This window comes from Mesorhizobium sp. M1329, from assembly GCF_040318035.1.
Taxonomy (GTDB): Bacteria; Pseudomonadota; Alphaproteobacteria; order Rhizobiales; family Rhizobiaceae; genus Mesorhizobium.
The window spans coordinates 108241-122252 of sequence record NZ_JAMYLN010000005.1; the positions used below are offsets into that span (position 1 = coordinate 108241).

The following is a 14012-nucleotide window of genomic DNA, read 5'->3' on the forward strand; positions in this document are numbered from 1 at the left end:
AGCGATGGCCTGGCTCGCCCATAACCGGCGGTACAGAACGGCGTAGCGCCGCGAAGCCGGGGCGGCGAGACATAGAATTGTTTTCATTAGCCGCTAGCTTCGATTAATTGTGCGCAGCCTCAGTCAAGGGATTCGTCCATGCAGCGATTCGAAAATGCCCGCGAGGCAGCGCTGGCGCTTCGCCCGGACGATCCGATCTATTGCTTCCGCCCGCAGGTGCTGAAGGCGGACGCCAAACAGTTCATGGGCATGTTTCCCGGCAAGACCGCCTATGCGGTCAAGACCAATGGCGAGCAGATCGTGCTCAACGCCCTGGTCGAGGCCGGCGTCAGCGCCTTCGATGTGGCTTCGCCCGGCGAATTCGCCGCCGTGCGTGCCGTCTCGCCGGACGCCGAGATGCTCTACATGCACCCGGTCAAGGCGCAGTCGGACATCAGGCTGGCGCTGGAAAAATACGCCATCCGCGTCATTTCGCTCGACCATGAGGACGAGATCACCAAGCTGACCAGGGTGGTGCGGGCGCTCGACATCGATCCGGGCGCGATCACCGTGTTCGTGCGCATCCAGACGAAAGGCTCGGCGGCCTACGAGCTGTCGAAGAAGTTCGGCGCCGGACCGGCCAATGCGGTCGAACTCGCCGAACGGCTGAACCGGACGGGCTACAAGGTCGGCCTATGCTTTCACGTCGGCAGCCAGATCGAGGATCCCGACACCTATGAGCGGGCGCTGGCCTCCGCCGACTGGGTGCGCAACCGCGTCGGCTTCGACATTGCCGGGCTCGATGTCGGCGGCGGCTTTCCGGCCGAATACGGTCATGATCCGAACAGCCGCAAGCCGGAGATGCCGTCGCTCGGCCAGATCATGTCGCGGCTGTCGGGCGACCTCCAGGAGTACCAGTTCGACCAGATGCCGCTGGTGGCCGAGCCCGGCCGGGTGATCGTGGCGCGCTGCCTGTCGCTGATTGTGCGTGTGCTGCTGCGCAAGGGCAAAAGGCTCTACATCAATGACGGCATCTGGGCGTCGCTGTCGGATTCATGGACCGGCAAGATCACGCTGCCGGCTCGCTTCATCCCCGATCCGGCGATCCGCTCGCGCAATGGCGAGGACAAGACCATCGTGCCGTTCAAGGTCTGCGGCGCGACCTGCGATTCCGTCGATATATTGTCGCGGCCGTTCTGGTTGCCCGAAACCGTCGATACCGGCGATTGGATCGAGATCGGCCATATCGGCGCCTATTCGCTGTCGCTCCGAACACGGTTCAACGGCTTCTATCCCGATACTTTCGTCGAGGTGGCGACGCCATTCGACGAAGGCGATGCGCCGCAGGGGTTTGCCAGCCTGGAGACGATGGCGGATTAGTTGATGGTGAATGGTGAATAGTGAATAGTGATTGGAAGTAGTTCTTGCGTTCCGTCCGCTTCGGTGAATTGTCACCATTCACCATTCACCATTCACCATTCACCATTCACCATTCACCATTCACCATTCACCCCCCGTAGTCAGGCCACGCCGCCGCCGGCCTGGATGTTCTCGCCGGTAAGCCAGCGAGCTTCGTCGGAAGCCAGGAAAACCGCGACATCGGCGACGTCGCGTGGTGCTCCGATCCGGCCGAAGGGCGACATGCCGGCGGCCACGGCGCGGTCCCGTTCGGGGAGCAGGTCAGTGTCGGTGAAGCCTGGTGAAAGCGCATTCACGGTAACGGCGCGCGGACCGAGTTCGCGCGAGAGGACGCGGACGAACTGCTCGACGGCTCCCTTGCTGCCGAGATAAAGCGCCGTCTGCGTGAAGAACATCCTGGTTCCACCGGTGGAGACGGCAATGATACGGCCACCGTCGCGAACGCGGCGCGCCGCCTCCTGAAGCGTGAAGAAGGTGCCCTTGGCATTGGCGCCGAAGACGTGATCGAAGTCCGCTTCGGTGGCATCGACGAGCGGCTTTATGACGGCGACGCCGACATTGGCGACGACGATGTCAATCGGCCCCATCTGCCTTTCGGTCTCCTCGAACAGCCTGCGAATGTCGGGGAGACTGGAGACGTCCGCCTGGATGGCGACGGCTTTTCCGCCATTCCCTTCAATGGCGGCAACGACCTCCCTGGCTGCCTTCTCGTTGCCGACATAGTTGACGACCACGGCAGCACCCTTGGCCGCGAGCCCCTCCGCGATGGCGCGTCCGATGCCGCGTGAACTGCCGGTCACAAGTGCGGTTTTGCCTTCGAGTGGACGATGCATGGCTTCTCCTTCCGTCTGATGACGGCCGCCTCGATCGAGCGGCGTTCCAGGGAAAGCTAGAGGCATGCTATTGCTAAGAGAATAGCCTATTATCTAACTGACTTGTTAAGCCTGAGGTACATAATGCGAGGAAGCGAGTTTTCCGAACTCACGGCATTTGCAGCAATCATCGAAGAGGGAACCTTCGTCCGTGCCGCGGCCAAGCTCAGGATTTCGCCTCCAGCGCTCAGCCAGACGATACGCGGGCTGGAAGAGCGTCTCGGTGTCCGCCTGCTGAACCGCACCACGCGCAGCATGTCGCCGACCGCTGAGGGCGAGAAGCTGTTTGCCCGCATCGCACCGGCGTTCGGCGAACTGGAAGGGGCCGTAGCCGACGCTCATGCATCACGCGGCCGGCCGGCAGGCTCGCTGCGCATCAATGTTCCGCGCATCGCCGCCATGCGTTTCATCGCGCCCATCCTCGGCGATTTCCGCCGCGCCTATCCCGATATCACCCTCACAATCATTGTCGACGACATGCTCACCGACATCGTCGAGGGCCGCTTCGATGCCGGGATCAGACTGGGTGAGCGGCTGCACAAGGACATGGTGGCGGTGAAGCTCAGCGAGGAACTCGAGATGGCCGCAGTGGCGGCGCCGAGCTATCTGGAGCATCACCCGATGCCGCGTCACCCCGCGGACCTGCATCAGCACCAGTGCATCAATTTCCAGTGGCCGAGCGGCGGCAATCTTTATCGATGGGAGTTCGCCCGGGGCCAACGTGCCTTGGAAGTGGCCGTCAGCGGCGGCCTGACGATCAACGATACGGAACTGATGATCGGGGCGGTTCTGGATGGGGTCGGCGTGGCGTACATGCTGGAATATCAGGTCCGGCCGTGGATCGAAGCGGGAAAGCTCATCCGTTTTCTCGAAGCCTGGTCGCCGAGATTTCCGGGTTTTTATCTCTATCACGCGAGTTCCCGCCAGGTTCCGGCGCCGCTGCGAGCGTTCATCGATTTCCTGCTGGCGAGGCGGTGAATAGTGAATAGTGAATAGTAGTAGCTCTGGTGCCCAGTGCGGCTCCGGTGCTATTCCTTTTCACCATTCACCACCCTCACAGTCTGGCCAGCAGCTCCGGCGTCGGCCAGCCGTCGACCGGCAGGCCCAGCCGCATCTGCTCCTTGCGGATAGCTTCGCGGGTGTTGGTGCCCAGTATGCCGTCGACGGTACCGACATCATAGCCTTTCGCCTCGAGCTTGGTCTGCAGCGCCTTCATCTGGTCGCCGTTGAGGCCGGGTTCGGGGTTGCGCGGATCGAAGCGCGGCGCGCCCCCCAGCCGGGCGGCAAGATTTGCCGCGGTCAGGGCATAGGTGAAGGACTGGTTCCACTCGAGATAGACGTCGAAATTGTCGTAGGTCAGGAAGGCTGGCCCCTTGCGACCCATAGGCAATGCCAGGCCGGCCTTCATGCGGTTGTCGAGAAGCGGCGTACCGTCGGGCCTGGTAACGCCCCACTGCGCCCACTGCGTCAACGGCAGCTTGTTGGTGCGTCCCGTCTGCTCCCACGGCAAATCGTCGGGCACGCGGACTTCCTCGATCCAGGGCTGATCGCGCTTCCAGCCGCGCGACTGGATCTTGCTGGCCGTGCTCATGATCACATCCGGCGCGCTGCCGCGCAGGTCGACCAGGCCATCGCCGTCGCCGTCGACGCCGTGGCCGAGATAGTCGGAAGGCAGCATCTGCGTCTGGCCGATCTCGCCGGCCCAGGCACCGGTCACGTCGGCCGGCACCACGCCGCGATCGATCAACATCAGCAGCGGCACGATCTGCGGCCGGAACAGCTGCGGGCGGCGGCAGTCATGCGAGAGGCTCACCAGCGCGTTCAGCGTATGAAAATCGCCTTGCACGGCGCCAAAATCGGTTTCCAGGGCCCAGAAAGCGGCGATGACCGGCGCCTGCACGCCGAATTGGCGATCGGCGCGGGCAAAGACCTCGGCATATTTTTGCAGGTTGGCCGCACCTTGCTTCAGCCGATGCGACGAGATCATGCGGTTCGAGAATTCGATGAAGGTCTGGGTGAAGACGCCTTGGGCGCGGTCGCGTGCCAATGCCTTCTCATCGAGGGTGGCGTTTTCCAGCGCATCAAGGCCGGCAGCGCCGACGCCAGCCGCCCTGGCCTCCGCCGCCACACCCTGCTTCCATGCCTCGAAATCGCCGCCGCATTGCTCTGCCGCGGCCGGCACGGCGCTCAGGAGCAGCGCCGCGAGAAGTCCAAAGCGCAATCGCATCGCTATCCTTCCAAGAAGATTACCGGCGGTTGCAGGCATTCGTCATTGGCTGTGTCGAAAAGCAGGCGACAGGCCCGGTGTCAACGGGTGTTCTGCCGCAACCACTTCTTCCAGGCGGCTTCGGAGCCGTTGAAGACGCTGATGTCGGCGTTTCCGGCCATGCCCGGCACGACACCCGTTCCGGTATACTGCCAGAAGGTGAAGGGATGACTGCCGTATTTCTGGCGCGGGTGCCCGGCCACGGAGCGCAGCCAGTAGGGGTAATTGCGGAAGCCCGATAAACCATTATCTTCGAAGAAGTCCACCGACGTGTAGATGATCGGCTTCTTGCCGTAGTGTTTTTCGACGATTTCGAGGAATGTGCTCATCTCGCTGCGTACCGTGGCGGCATCGGGCCGCAGCTTGCAGGTCGGCGATTTCGGGTTCCATTCCATGTCGAGAACCGGCGGCATGGCCGAGCTGTCTTTGGGCACGTTCTGGATGAACCAGCGCGCCTGGGTAGCGGCCGGCGTGCAAAAGTAGAAGAAATGATAGGCGGCGCGGGGAATGCCCGACGCCTTGGTGCGGCTCCAATGCTCGTTGAAAGCTTCATCGAACCGGTCTCCGCCTTCGGTTGCCTTGATGAAAGCGAAGGAGATGCCGCTGGCCCTGGCCGCCGGCCAGTCGATCGAGGTCTGGTATTTGGAGACGTCGGTGCCGTGGACGGCATAGCTCCACGGTGCGCCGCTGTCCCATTCATGCGGGTCGGAATCGGCAAAACGCGGCGCGCGTACCGCAACCATCGCGGCGCTGGACGACGACAGCGATGGCGTCAGATCCTCGACCGTCGAGCAGGCACCAAGCAACATCAGCGTGATGAGGACCGCGAAACGGCGCATCGCTACTTCCTGAGCCGGTTTCAGCCGGCCGCTGATGGGTCTTTCCGCGGGTGGCCCCTCGACCGGGCGCGGCGTGTCTGAAACCGACTTACGCGATGCGCCTTGATCTTCGTTTCATGCATTCCCAAACCGTTGCGCAGTTTTGGGACGCATGCATTCAAGCCCCGCCGGACGGTCACCCCACAGGATCGCCCGGTCTGTCCTAAGCGCATCGTTTCGACGCGCTTAGTTCTTTTGTCTGTGCATGTCGTTGTCCCAGAACCGCTGCGCACCCTCGGGTCAGGCCCAAGGGCATGCTTTTGGGTGACATACACCTGTGATCGCCGATCATGGTTGATATTCGGTTGACGGCGCTCGACAAGAGCCGCGATTTTGCCGAAACAATGGCGGCAAATCGATGACATAGATCGAGCGCGCCGAGGGAACTCAAAATGCAGATCCTTTTGAAGTTCGTCAAATGGCTGCTCGGCCTGGCTGTGCTGGCCGCCGCGATACTCGCCGCCTGGCTGTATTTCGCCCCGCCGGAACTGATCCGCGTCGGTTCCGGTTACGCGGCCAAGATCGTCTGCTCGAACGTCTTCATCGCCGGGCGGGACGCCGACGATGTGCTTGCCGTCGATGTGCAGGCGCCGGGTCATCCGCTGCTGAAGCTGATGAGGGTGTCGGTCGACAAGGAGAAGGGAACGGTTTCGGCGGGCCTGTTCGGTGTGCTCGGCAAGAGTGTCGCGGTTGCGCGCGACGGGCTCGGCTGCGCCTCGGTTCCCGACGGCGGTATTGCCGCCGCCGAGGCTGTCGCCGGAGCTGCACCGACGCCGGCGCCGCTGCCCGATGCGATCTGGCCGGAAGGCGACGATGTCGGTGCCTCGCAGGATCCAGAGGTCGCGAAGATCCTCGACGATCCAGCAATGACCGGTGCCGGCATGCGGGCGGTGGTGGTGGTCAAGAACGGCCGCATCGTTGCAGAGCGCTATGGCGAAGGCTTTTCCGAAAAGACGCCGCTATTGGGCTGGTCGATGACCAAGACGGTGAATGCGGCGATCGTCGGCACGCTGGTGAAGGAGGGCAAGCTGGCGATGACCAACCAGGGCCTGTTCGGTCCCTGGAAGGGAGATGGCCGCGCCGTGATCAGCCTCGCCGACATGATGGCGATGTCGAGCGGGCTGGAATTCAACGAGGATTATGGCGACGTCGCCGACGTAACGCGCATGCTCTATCTCGAACCGGACATGGCGGGCTTTGCCGGGTCCAAGCCGCTGACCGGCGAGGTTGGCAAGGTGTTTTCCTATTCGAGTGGCACGGCGGTGATGCTGTCCCGATTGTGGCAGGACGCCATCGGCGACAAGGACAAGGCGCTGGCCTGGCCGAGGACCGCGCTGTTCGATCCGCTCGGCATGCACAGTGCAGTGCTTGAGGCCGACGAGCACGGCACCTTCGTCGGCTCGTCCTACCTCTATGCCACGGCACGCGACTGGGCGCGCTTCGGCCAGTTCCTGCTGCAGGGCGGCGTCTGGAACGGCAAGGAGATCCTGCCCGCCGGCTTCGTCGACTGGATGCGGGAACCGGCAACTGCCTCGAAGGTCTATGGCAAGGGGCAATTATGGATCGAAGGGCCGGGCGACGAGGAAAACCCCGGCGCCGGCATTGCCGCCGGCCTGCCCAAGGACGCCTACTGGATGGAGGGGCATGACGGACAAACGGCCGCGATCGTCCCCTCGGAGCAGCTGGTTGTGGTGCGGCTCGGCCTGACGCCGGCCAGGCTCGGCTACCGGCCGCAGGCGATGGTAGCGGCGCTGGTCAAGGCGCTGCACTAGGCTGTAGCGATATTCAGGTGATGCCGGCCTGCAAACGGCGGTTTCCTGCGCTTCCGGCCTTCGCCGGCCAAAGCACTCATGAGCGGTCGTGGCAGTTAAGGCTACGGCCGGCGTAGGCCGGTGCTCGCGTACCCAAAAGTACGCTCCGCTCCGGTTCTCGGACCCCACCGTTTTCGACTCGGCCTGACCTGAATCTCAACACATCCTGGCTATCGACCTGGGCCGATCACGGCGAGCCAGGCATAGCCGCGATAGAGCGTTTGGAAACGGAAGCTTGCGTCGGTTCTTGCAGATTCCGAATCCAGAACCGCGCGCAGCGATTGACGCGGCTCGACGTGGAATTTTTTCAGCCAGCCGCGCAACAGCGTGCGGAACCAGCCGGGCAGGGCTTCCTGCTGGCCAAAATCGACGACATGCAGCGAGCCGCCCGGTGACAGGGCAGCAAGAGCCGCGGATATCGTCTTTTCCCAGCCAGGGATCATCGACAGCGAATAAGAGACAAAGACGCGGTCGAAACTTTCGACGCCGAACAGCGCCTTTGCGTCGAAATCCGTGGCATCGCCGCGCGCCAGCGTGACGCGGCCGGAGAGGCCTTCGCGGGCAAGGGCGGCGGTGGCCGTCTCCAGCATCTCGGCCGAAATATCGAGGCCGAAGAAGCGCGCGCCGAGATAGCGGCGGGCGGCGAGGATGATGTTGCGGCCGGTGCCGCAGCCGAGCTCGAGCACGGTCCCGCCGGCCGGCACATCCAGTCCGTCGATAAGCCGGTCGCGGCCGAGCAGATAGTATTTGCGGGTCAGGTCGTAGACATGACGCTGCCAGCGATAGACGCCGTCCATCAGCTCGGCATGGCTGGCCGGCAAGTCGGTCGTGCTCATGCGGCCCGCTTCACATAGAGGTGGAAGCCGCCATAGATGGCCGAGCGGTCGCGCGCCGAAAACTCGCGCGAGGCGTCGTTCTCGTAGCGCCATTGGTCAAGCAGCGAATTCGAGACGCGGCCGGGCAGCAGGCTGGGTTCCGCTGCGGTGCGGAAGATGACGCGGGCGCCGGTGGAGGCGGTTCGGGTGATCTCGGCCCACAACCCGTTGAGCTGGTCGTCGGTCATCCAGTCCTGTGCATCGAGCAGGACGAAGCGGTCGACCGAACCGGCATCCTTGCCGGCAAGGAACTCGATCAGATTGGCGTGATGGATGGCGACGCGATCGACATTGTCGCGGATGGTCTTGTAGTTGCGTTTTTCGAGATAGGCGGGCAGGGCGGCCTCGCCCGGGTTGGGATAGCGGCGGGCAAAGGCCTGCCAGGCAAAATAATTGATCTTCAGGGGGAAATCGCAGGCGAGTTTTTCCAACCGGGCCTTCAGCACGCTGGCCATGGTGCCGTCGCCCGAGGTGATCAGCGAATCGTACTGGGCCGGCGGAATTCCGAGGCCGAACAGCGAAGCCTTTCGCGATGTCGCCCATTTCAGCAGCCGCTTTTCGAAGACCGGCGCCAGCTCCTCGTCGAAGAAACGGCGTTGATCGGCGATGCTCTTGGCGTCCATGATGCCGGCCGGGTCGACGCCGAAGAACTTTGCGGTGCGGTGGCCCATGGCGATGAACAGGCCAAGCAGGCCGGTCTGGTAGAAATTGCGGTCGAAGACAGCGATGCGGCGACAGCCGCGCCAGTTGCGCCGCTCCCAATAATGGCGGCTGACCGGATCGAGATGCGGCGCGATGAAGCGGTCGTAGGCCTGCGAATTGTGCCCGGTCTCAGCCGCGCCGAAGAAACGGAAAAGGTCGCCCTGCGACGGCAGGTGACGCACGGCTTCGAGCTTCATCCGGTTCAGCGCGATGTGGGCAGCGTTGAGGTCGACGGCATCGATCCTTTCCGGCGACCGGGTGAGATAGGCGAGGATGTTGCAGCCGCCGGAGGCAATGGTGACGATGCGGTGGCCCTCGCCGAGCTGCATCGCGTCCATGTCGATTTCGGGGTCTTCCCAGATCTGCGGATAGACGAGGCCGGAGAACAGGAAGGCGAACAAGCGTTCGGAGATACCAGCCTTCGACAACGGGCGGTTCTGGTAGACGGCCTTGCCGACCTCCTTGCCGCGGCGAAAAACCAGTTCTCCAGAAATGTCCGTCATGGCAAGGCGATTCCCCGTTTGCTTTGCCGCAAGCGGGTAGCGCAGGGTCATGACAGGCCGGTGACAGCCGGAGGCATCGAGAATTCTACTCCGGCGGTCATCTGATGCGGTTTTCTGCGCTTCCGATGCTCACGGACCCAAATGTCCGCTCCGCTTCGGTTCTCGAGAACCACACCACCTGACTCGCCGGAGCGAATTCTGGATGCCTCCGCTAAGGGCGGCCAAATCCACCTGGGGTCGGCGTTGTCACGATGACCGCCTCGCCGGCGTCGAGTACCGTCTGGTCGCAGGCCTTCAGGATTTCGACGCGGCCATCCTTGCGGCGGACCTTGGTCGAACCGGCCTCGCCGTGGCCGCCGCCGTCGAGGCCTTGCGGCGGGCGGTTGCGATGCGAGGACAGGATCGCGCATTCCATCTTTTCGAGGAAGCGGACGGTGCGCTTGGTGCCGTCGCCGGCATTCCATTTGCCTTTGCCGCCGGAGCCCTCGCGGATATGGAAATCCTCGAGCAGTACCGGGAAACGCAGTTCCAGCACTTCGGGATCTGTCAGGCGCGAATTGGTCATATGGGTGTGGACGCCGGAGGTGCCGGCAAAACCGCGGCCGTCATTCATCCGGCCGGCCGGCGAGCCGGAGCAGATCGTCTCGTAATACTGGTACTGCTTGTTGCCGAAGGTGAGATTGTTCATCGTGCCTTGCGCATTGGCCATCGCCCTCATGGCGCCGAATAGCGCGTTGGTGACGTGCTGCGAGGTCTCGACATTGCCGGCGACGACTGCCGCGGGATAGGCGGGCTTCAGCATCGAGCCGTCGGGAATGATGATGTTGATCGGCCGCAGGCAGCCGGCATTCATCGGGATGTTGTCTTCGACCATGACGCGGAAGGCATAGAGCACCGCGGCACGGGCGACCGGCTCGGGTGCGTTGAAATTGTTCTTCATTACCGGCGACGTGCCGGTGAAGTCGACGGTCGCTTGGCGCTTCCGCCGGTCGACCGATATCTTCACCTTGATCATTTGGCCGGTGTCGGTCGGATATTCGTATTCGGAACTGTCGGGCAGCCGCTCTAGCACACGGCGCACACTTTCGGCGGCATTGTCCTGGACATGGCCCATATAGGCTTCGACGACGCCAAGGCCGAAATGCGCGACCATCTTGCGCAGCTCGGCGACACCCTTTTCGTTCGCGGCGATCTGCGCCTTGAGGTCGGCGATGTTCTGGTGCGGATTGCGCGCCGGATAGGGATGGTCGGTGAGCAGCGTCGCGAGGTCCTTCTCGCGGAACCGGCCGCGATCGACGATGCGGAAATTATCGAACAGCACGCCTTCTTCGTCGACGGTGGTGGCAAGCGGCGTCATCGAGCCGGGCGCGGTGCCGCCGATGTCGGCATGGTGGCCACGCGAGGCTACGTAGAAGAGGATCTTCGGTGATAGGCCGATCTCCCCCCTTGTGGGGGAGATGCCCGGCAGGGCAGAGGGGGGCGCGACAGAATGAGAGGTCGGCGGGACAGCGCCCCCCTCTGTCGGCTTCGCCGACATCTCCCCCACAAGGGGGGAGATTGGGCGCTCTTCCTCAAACACCGGCGTCACTACCGTAATATCAGGCAGATGCGTGCCGCCATTGTAAGGGGCGTTGAGGGCAAAGACGTCTCCGGGGTGAATGTCGCCGGAATTGAGCCGGATGATGGTCTCCACCGAGCGGTCCATGGAGCCGAGATGCACCGGCATATGCGGCGCGTTGGCGACCAGCGCGCCATTCCGGTCGAAAACGGCGCAGGAGAAATCGAGCCGCTCCTTGATGTTGACGGAATAGGCGGTGTTTTGCAGCGTTACGCCCATCTGTTCGGCGATCGACATGAACAGGTTATTGAAGACCTCCAGCATCACCGGATCGGCTTCGGTGCCGAGTGCGGCGTGCCGGCGCTTCTTCTCGACGCGCCGCATCAATACGTGGTCCTTGGCGGTGATCTCGGCCTGCCAGCCCGGCTCGACGACAATGGTCTGGTTCGGCTCGATGATCAAAGCGGGGCCGGCGATTTTGTTACCGGGCTTCAGTGTTTCGCGAGGGAAGATGCCGGCGTCGCGCCAGACGCCGTCGACGAAGATTTTCCGGGTCCCGGAAGAACTTGCGGCCACGTCTTCAACAACTGAATCGCTTTCGTCGCGGCCGGTGCCGCCGGTATCGGTACCTTCGACGCCGACCGATTCGACGATCATCGGCTTGTCGTCGTAGACGAAGCCGAACTGCGCCTTGTGCGCCAGTTCGAAGTCCGCCTTGGCCTGCGCGATCGAGCCGTGCCCGAAGTTCACGGGCAGCGCGGTATCGGTGCCGTCGTAGCGGATCTGCAGCACCGGTTTCGAGGCGACCGCGTCTTCGCTGATGCCTTGCGCGGCGAGTTCGTCGATGACGGCTTTGCGCAGCGTTGCGATGAGTTCATCGATCGCCGCCCCGGAGTCCTCCACCAGCGGCTTCAGCAGCGCCTGCTGGCGTGACGCAAACACCGAGGACAGGCCGATGCCGTATGCCGACAGCAGGCCGGAGAACGGATGGATCAGCACCGCCTCCATGCCGAGCGCATCGGCGACCAGGCAAGCGTGCTGGCCGCCGGCGCCGCCGAAACAGTTCAGGAGGTATTCGGTGACATCGTAGCCGCGCTGCACCGAAATCTTCTTGATGGCGTTGGCCATGTTTTCGACCGCGATGGTGACGAACCCTTCGGCGACGGTTTCCGGCGAGCGGCCGTCGCCGATCTCGGCGGCAAGCGCGGTGAATTTTTCGCGAACCGTCTGCACGTCGAGCGGTTCGTCCTGGCCCGGTCCAAAAATGGCCGGGAAGAACTCGGGCTGCAGTTTGCCCAGCATGACATTGGCGTCGGTGACGGCCAGTGGACCGCCGCGCCGGTAGGCGGCCGGGCCGGGGTTGGCGCCGGCCGAATCCGGCCCGGCGCGGAAGCGGCCGGCTTCATAATGCAGGATCGAGCCGCCGCCAGCGGCGACGGTGTGGATGCGCATCATCGGCGCGCGGATGCGCACGCCGGCGACCTCGGTGTCGAAGGCGCGCTCGTATTCGCCATCGTAATGGGCGACATCGGTGGAGGTGCCGCCCATGTCGAAGCCGATGACCTTGCCGAAACCGGCGAGTTTTGCCGTCTCGACCATGCCGACGACTCCGCCAGCGGGGCCGGACAACAGCGCATCCTTCCCCTGGAACATGTCGGCGGCGGTGAGGCCGCCCGACGACATCATGAACATGAGGCGAGGGGATTGGCCAATCTCCCCCCTTGTGGGGGAGATGCCCGGCAGGGCAGAGGGGGGCGTGACAGACTGAGATGTTGGCGGGACAGTGCCCCCCTCTGTTGGCTTCGCCGACATCTCCCCTACAAGGGGGGAGATTGGCGCGGCACCCAGTTCGTCCGCCACCTTCTGCACATACCTTGCCAGGATCGGCGACAGATAGGCGTCGACCACCGTGGTGTCGCCGCGGCCGACCAGCTTGATCAGCGGCGAGACCTCGTGACTGACCGAGACCTGCGAGAATCCGAGCTTTCGACAGACTTTGGCGACCGCCTTTTCGTGCTCGGGATGTTTCCAGGCATGCATGAAGACGATCGCGACCGCATCGATGCCGTCCGCCTTGGCCTGCTCAATAGCCGGGCGTACCGAAGCAATGTCGAGCAGGCGCTCGACACTGCCGTCGGCGCGAACCCTTTCGTCGATTTCGACGACACGCTCATAGAGCTGTTCGGGAAGGATGATCTGCTTGGCAAAGATATCGGGCCTGGCCTGATAGGCAATCCTCAGCGCATCGCGGAACCCTTTGGTGATGAGCAGCAGCACACGGTCGCCCTTGCGCTCGAGAAGCGCATTGGTGGCAACCGTGGTGCCCATTTTTACATCGCCGATCAGAGCGGAGGGGATTGGAGCGCCGGGTTGGACACCGAGCAGTTCGCGAATGCCCTGGATGGCAGCATCGGCATAGGCTCCGGGATTTTCCGAAAGGAGTTTCCTGGGATGCAGCCCGCCTTCCGGGTCACGGCCGATGACGTCGGTGAAGGTACCGCCGCGGTCGATCCAGAAATCCCATTTTGCGGTCATGGCAGCGGCTCCCGGGATTTTCCCTGTTCGATCTGTTAGCCCGCGAGGCCCTGACCGGCAATCGTCAAGTGATTGGAATATGTTACAGGCAGAAATGCAACGTTACGAAACTCATGCGCAGCTTACGCATTGTGTTCTCGACCGCCGCCGGTAACGGAGGCGTGATTAGAGGAGAGATGTCATGAAGAAACTCATTCTTGCGTCGGTGTCGGCGCTTGCGCTGCTTGGCCTTGCCGCCTGCAGCAACAGCGGCACCGACAACACCACGACGCAGAGCACCAATCCGCCGGCATCCGACCAGACGATGAAGCCGGCTGCCCCTGACGCAAACAAGCCTGCCGAGCCGGCTCCGGCTCCGGCGCCTGCGCCGGCTGCCCCGGCGCAGTAGTCGCAGTAGTCGCAGTAGTCAATGTGACAGCCAAGGAAGGCCGGCCTCATACGCCGGCCTTTCTGCTGCTTGCGATACCCGCGCATTGTGACCGCGTGCGACGACGCGGGTTTGCGCGCAGCGGCTTCCATCTGCCGATTTCCATGGGTAAGCACTGACGGCAGTCGCCTCAGGCATTCCGCCAAATCGATTGGGCCAGCCCCTGCGGCACTGTCTTGGCTTGATA

General features: G+C 63.3%; 10 protein-coding genes. 4 read left to right on the forward strand and 6 right to left on the reverse strand.

Annotation, left to right across the window (positions count from 1 at the left end; all coding sequences use genetic code 11):
* Nucleotides 1-138 precede the first annotated feature (138 nt).
* Nucleotides 139-1359 carry an alanine racemase gene (locus NKH21_RS06820; protein WP_023721223.1) on the forward strand — a complete coding sequence of 407 codons (1221 nt, stop codon included), beginning with the start codon at nucleotides 139-141 and terminating at the stop codon, nucleotides 1357-1359.
* Between the two features lie 140 nt (nucleotides 1360-1499).
* Here the strand turns inward: NKH21_RS06820 and NKH21_RS06825 are convergent, their stop codons facing one another.
* Nucleotides 1500-2231, reverse strand: a complete 732-nt coding sequence (locus NKH21_RS06825) for an SDR family oxidoreductase (RefSeq protein ID WP_352564456.1) — start codon at nucleotides 2229-2231, stop codon at nucleotides 1500-1502.
* 123 nt (nucleotides 2232-2354) lie between these two features.
* Between NKH21_RS06825 and NKH21_RS06830 the strand changes: the two genes are divergently transcribed.
* Nucleotides 2355-3248, forward strand: coding sequence for a LysR family transcriptional regulator (locus tag NKH21_RS06830; RefSeq protein ID WP_352564460.1), 894 nt, complete (start codon nucleotides 2355-2357; stop codon nucleotides 3246-3248).
* Between the two features lie 76 nt (nucleotides 3249-3324).
* Here NKH21_RS06830 and NKH21_RS06835 read toward each other — a convergent pair whose 3' ends face one another.
* The gene (locus NKH21_RS06835) at nucleotides 3325-4497 is read right to left on the reverse strand and encodes a lytic murein transglycosylase (RefSeq protein ID WP_352564461.1); all 1173 of its coding nucleotides are present in this window, start codon (nucleotides 4495-4497) and stop codon (nucleotides 3325-3327) included.
* Between the two features lie 80 nt (nucleotides 4498-4577).
* Entirely contained in the window at nucleotides 4578-5375 is a 798-nt protein-coding gene (locus tag NKH21_RS06840) for a glycoside hydrolase family 25 protein (RefSeq protein WP_352564463.1), read from the reverse strand.
* 431 nt (nucleotides 5376-5806) lie between these two features.
* Here NKH21_RS06840 and NKH21_RS06845 point away from each other — a divergent pair, with 431 nt between their 5' ends.
* A complete protein-coding gene (locus NKH21_RS06845) occupies nucleotides 5807-7186 on the forward strand; it encodes a serine hydrolase domain-containing protein (RefSeq protein WP_352564465.1) in 1380 nt (459 codons plus the stop codon).
* Between the two features lie 209 nt (nucleotides 7187-7395).
* Here NKH21_RS06845 and NKH21_RS06850 read toward each other — a convergent pair whose 3' ends face one another.
* The 3 genes from NKH21_RS06850 to NKH21_RS06860 form a co-directional block, all read right to left on the reverse strand.
* Nucleotides 7396-8061 carry a class I SAM-dependent methyltransferase gene (locus NKH21_RS06850; protein ID WP_352564467.1) on the reverse strand — a complete coding sequence of 222 codons (666 nt, stop codon included), beginning with the start codon at nucleotides 8059-8061 and terminating at the stop codon, nucleotides 7396-7398.
* Nucleotides 8058-9356, reverse strand: a complete 1299-nt coding sequence (locus tag NKH21_RS06855; protein WP_352564469.1) for a BtaA family protein — start codon at nucleotides 9354-9356, stop codon at nucleotides 8058-8060. The genes NKH21_RS06850 and NKH21_RS06855 overlap by 4 nt, the downstream gene beginning before the upstream one ends.
* A 160-nt stretch (nucleotides 9357-9516) precedes the next feature.
* A complete protein-coding gene (locus tag NKH21_RS06860; protein ID WP_352564470.1) occupies nucleotides 9517-13398 on the reverse strand; it encodes a hydantoinase B/oxoprolinase family protein in 3882 nt (1293 codons plus the stop codon).
* 181 nt (nucleotides 13399-13579) lie between these two features.
* Between NKH21_RS06860 and NKH21_RS06865 the strand changes: the two genes are divergently transcribed.
* On the forward strand, nucleotides 13580-13786 hold the full coding sequence (locus tag NKH21_RS06865) for a hypothetical protein (protein ID WP_023676780.1): 207 nt from the start codon (nucleotides 13580-13582) through the stop codon (nucleotides 13784-13786).
* Nucleotides 13787-14012: the final 226 nt, after the last annotated feature.

What these genes read in the sequence shown, in the direction of transcription:
- NKH21_RS06820 (WP_023721223.1), top strand. Translation starts at nt 139, where the DNA reads ATGCAGCGATTCGAAAATGCCCGCGAGGCAGCGCTGGCGCTTCGCCCG.
- NKH21_RS06825 (WP_352564456.1), bottom strand. Translation starts at nt 2,231, where the DNA reads ATGCATCGTCCACTCGAAGGCAAAACCGCACTTGTGACCGGCAGTTCA.
- NKH21_RS06830 (WP_352564460.1), top strand. Translation starts at nt 2,355, where the DNA reads ATGCGAGGAAGCGAGTTTTCCGAACTCACGGCATTTGCAGCAATCATC.
- NKH21_RS06835 (WP_352564461.1), bottom strand. Translation starts at nt 4,497, where the DNA reads ATGCGATTGCGCTTTGGACTTCTCGCGGCGCTGCTCCTGAGCGCCGTG.
- NKH21_RS06840 (WP_352564463.1), bottom strand. Translation starts at nt 5,375, where the DNA reads ATGCGCCGTTTCGCGGTCCTCATCACGCTGATGTTGCTTGGTGCCTGC.
- NKH21_RS06845 (WP_352564465.1), top strand. Translation starts at nt 5,807, where the DNA reads ATGCAGATCCTTTTGAAGTTCGTCAAATGGCTGCTCGGCCTGGCTGTG.
- NKH21_RS06850 (WP_352564467.1), bottom strand. Translation starts at nt 8,061, where the DNA reads ATGAGCACGACCGACTTGCCGGCCAGCCATGCCGAGCTGATGGACGGC.
- NKH21_RS06855 (WP_352564469.1), bottom strand. Translation starts at nt 9,356, where the DNA reads ATGACCCTGCGCTACCCGCTTGCGGCAAAGCAAACGGGGAATCGCCTT.
- NKH21_RS06860 (WP_352564470.1), bottom strand. Translation starts at nt 13,398, where the DNA reads ATGACCGCAAAATGGGATTTCTGGATCGACCGCGGCGGTACCTTCACC.
- NKH21_RS06865 (WP_023676780.1), top strand. Translation starts at nt 13,580, where the DNA reads ATGAAGAAACTCATTCTTGCGTCGGTGTCGGCGCTTGCGCTGCTTGGC.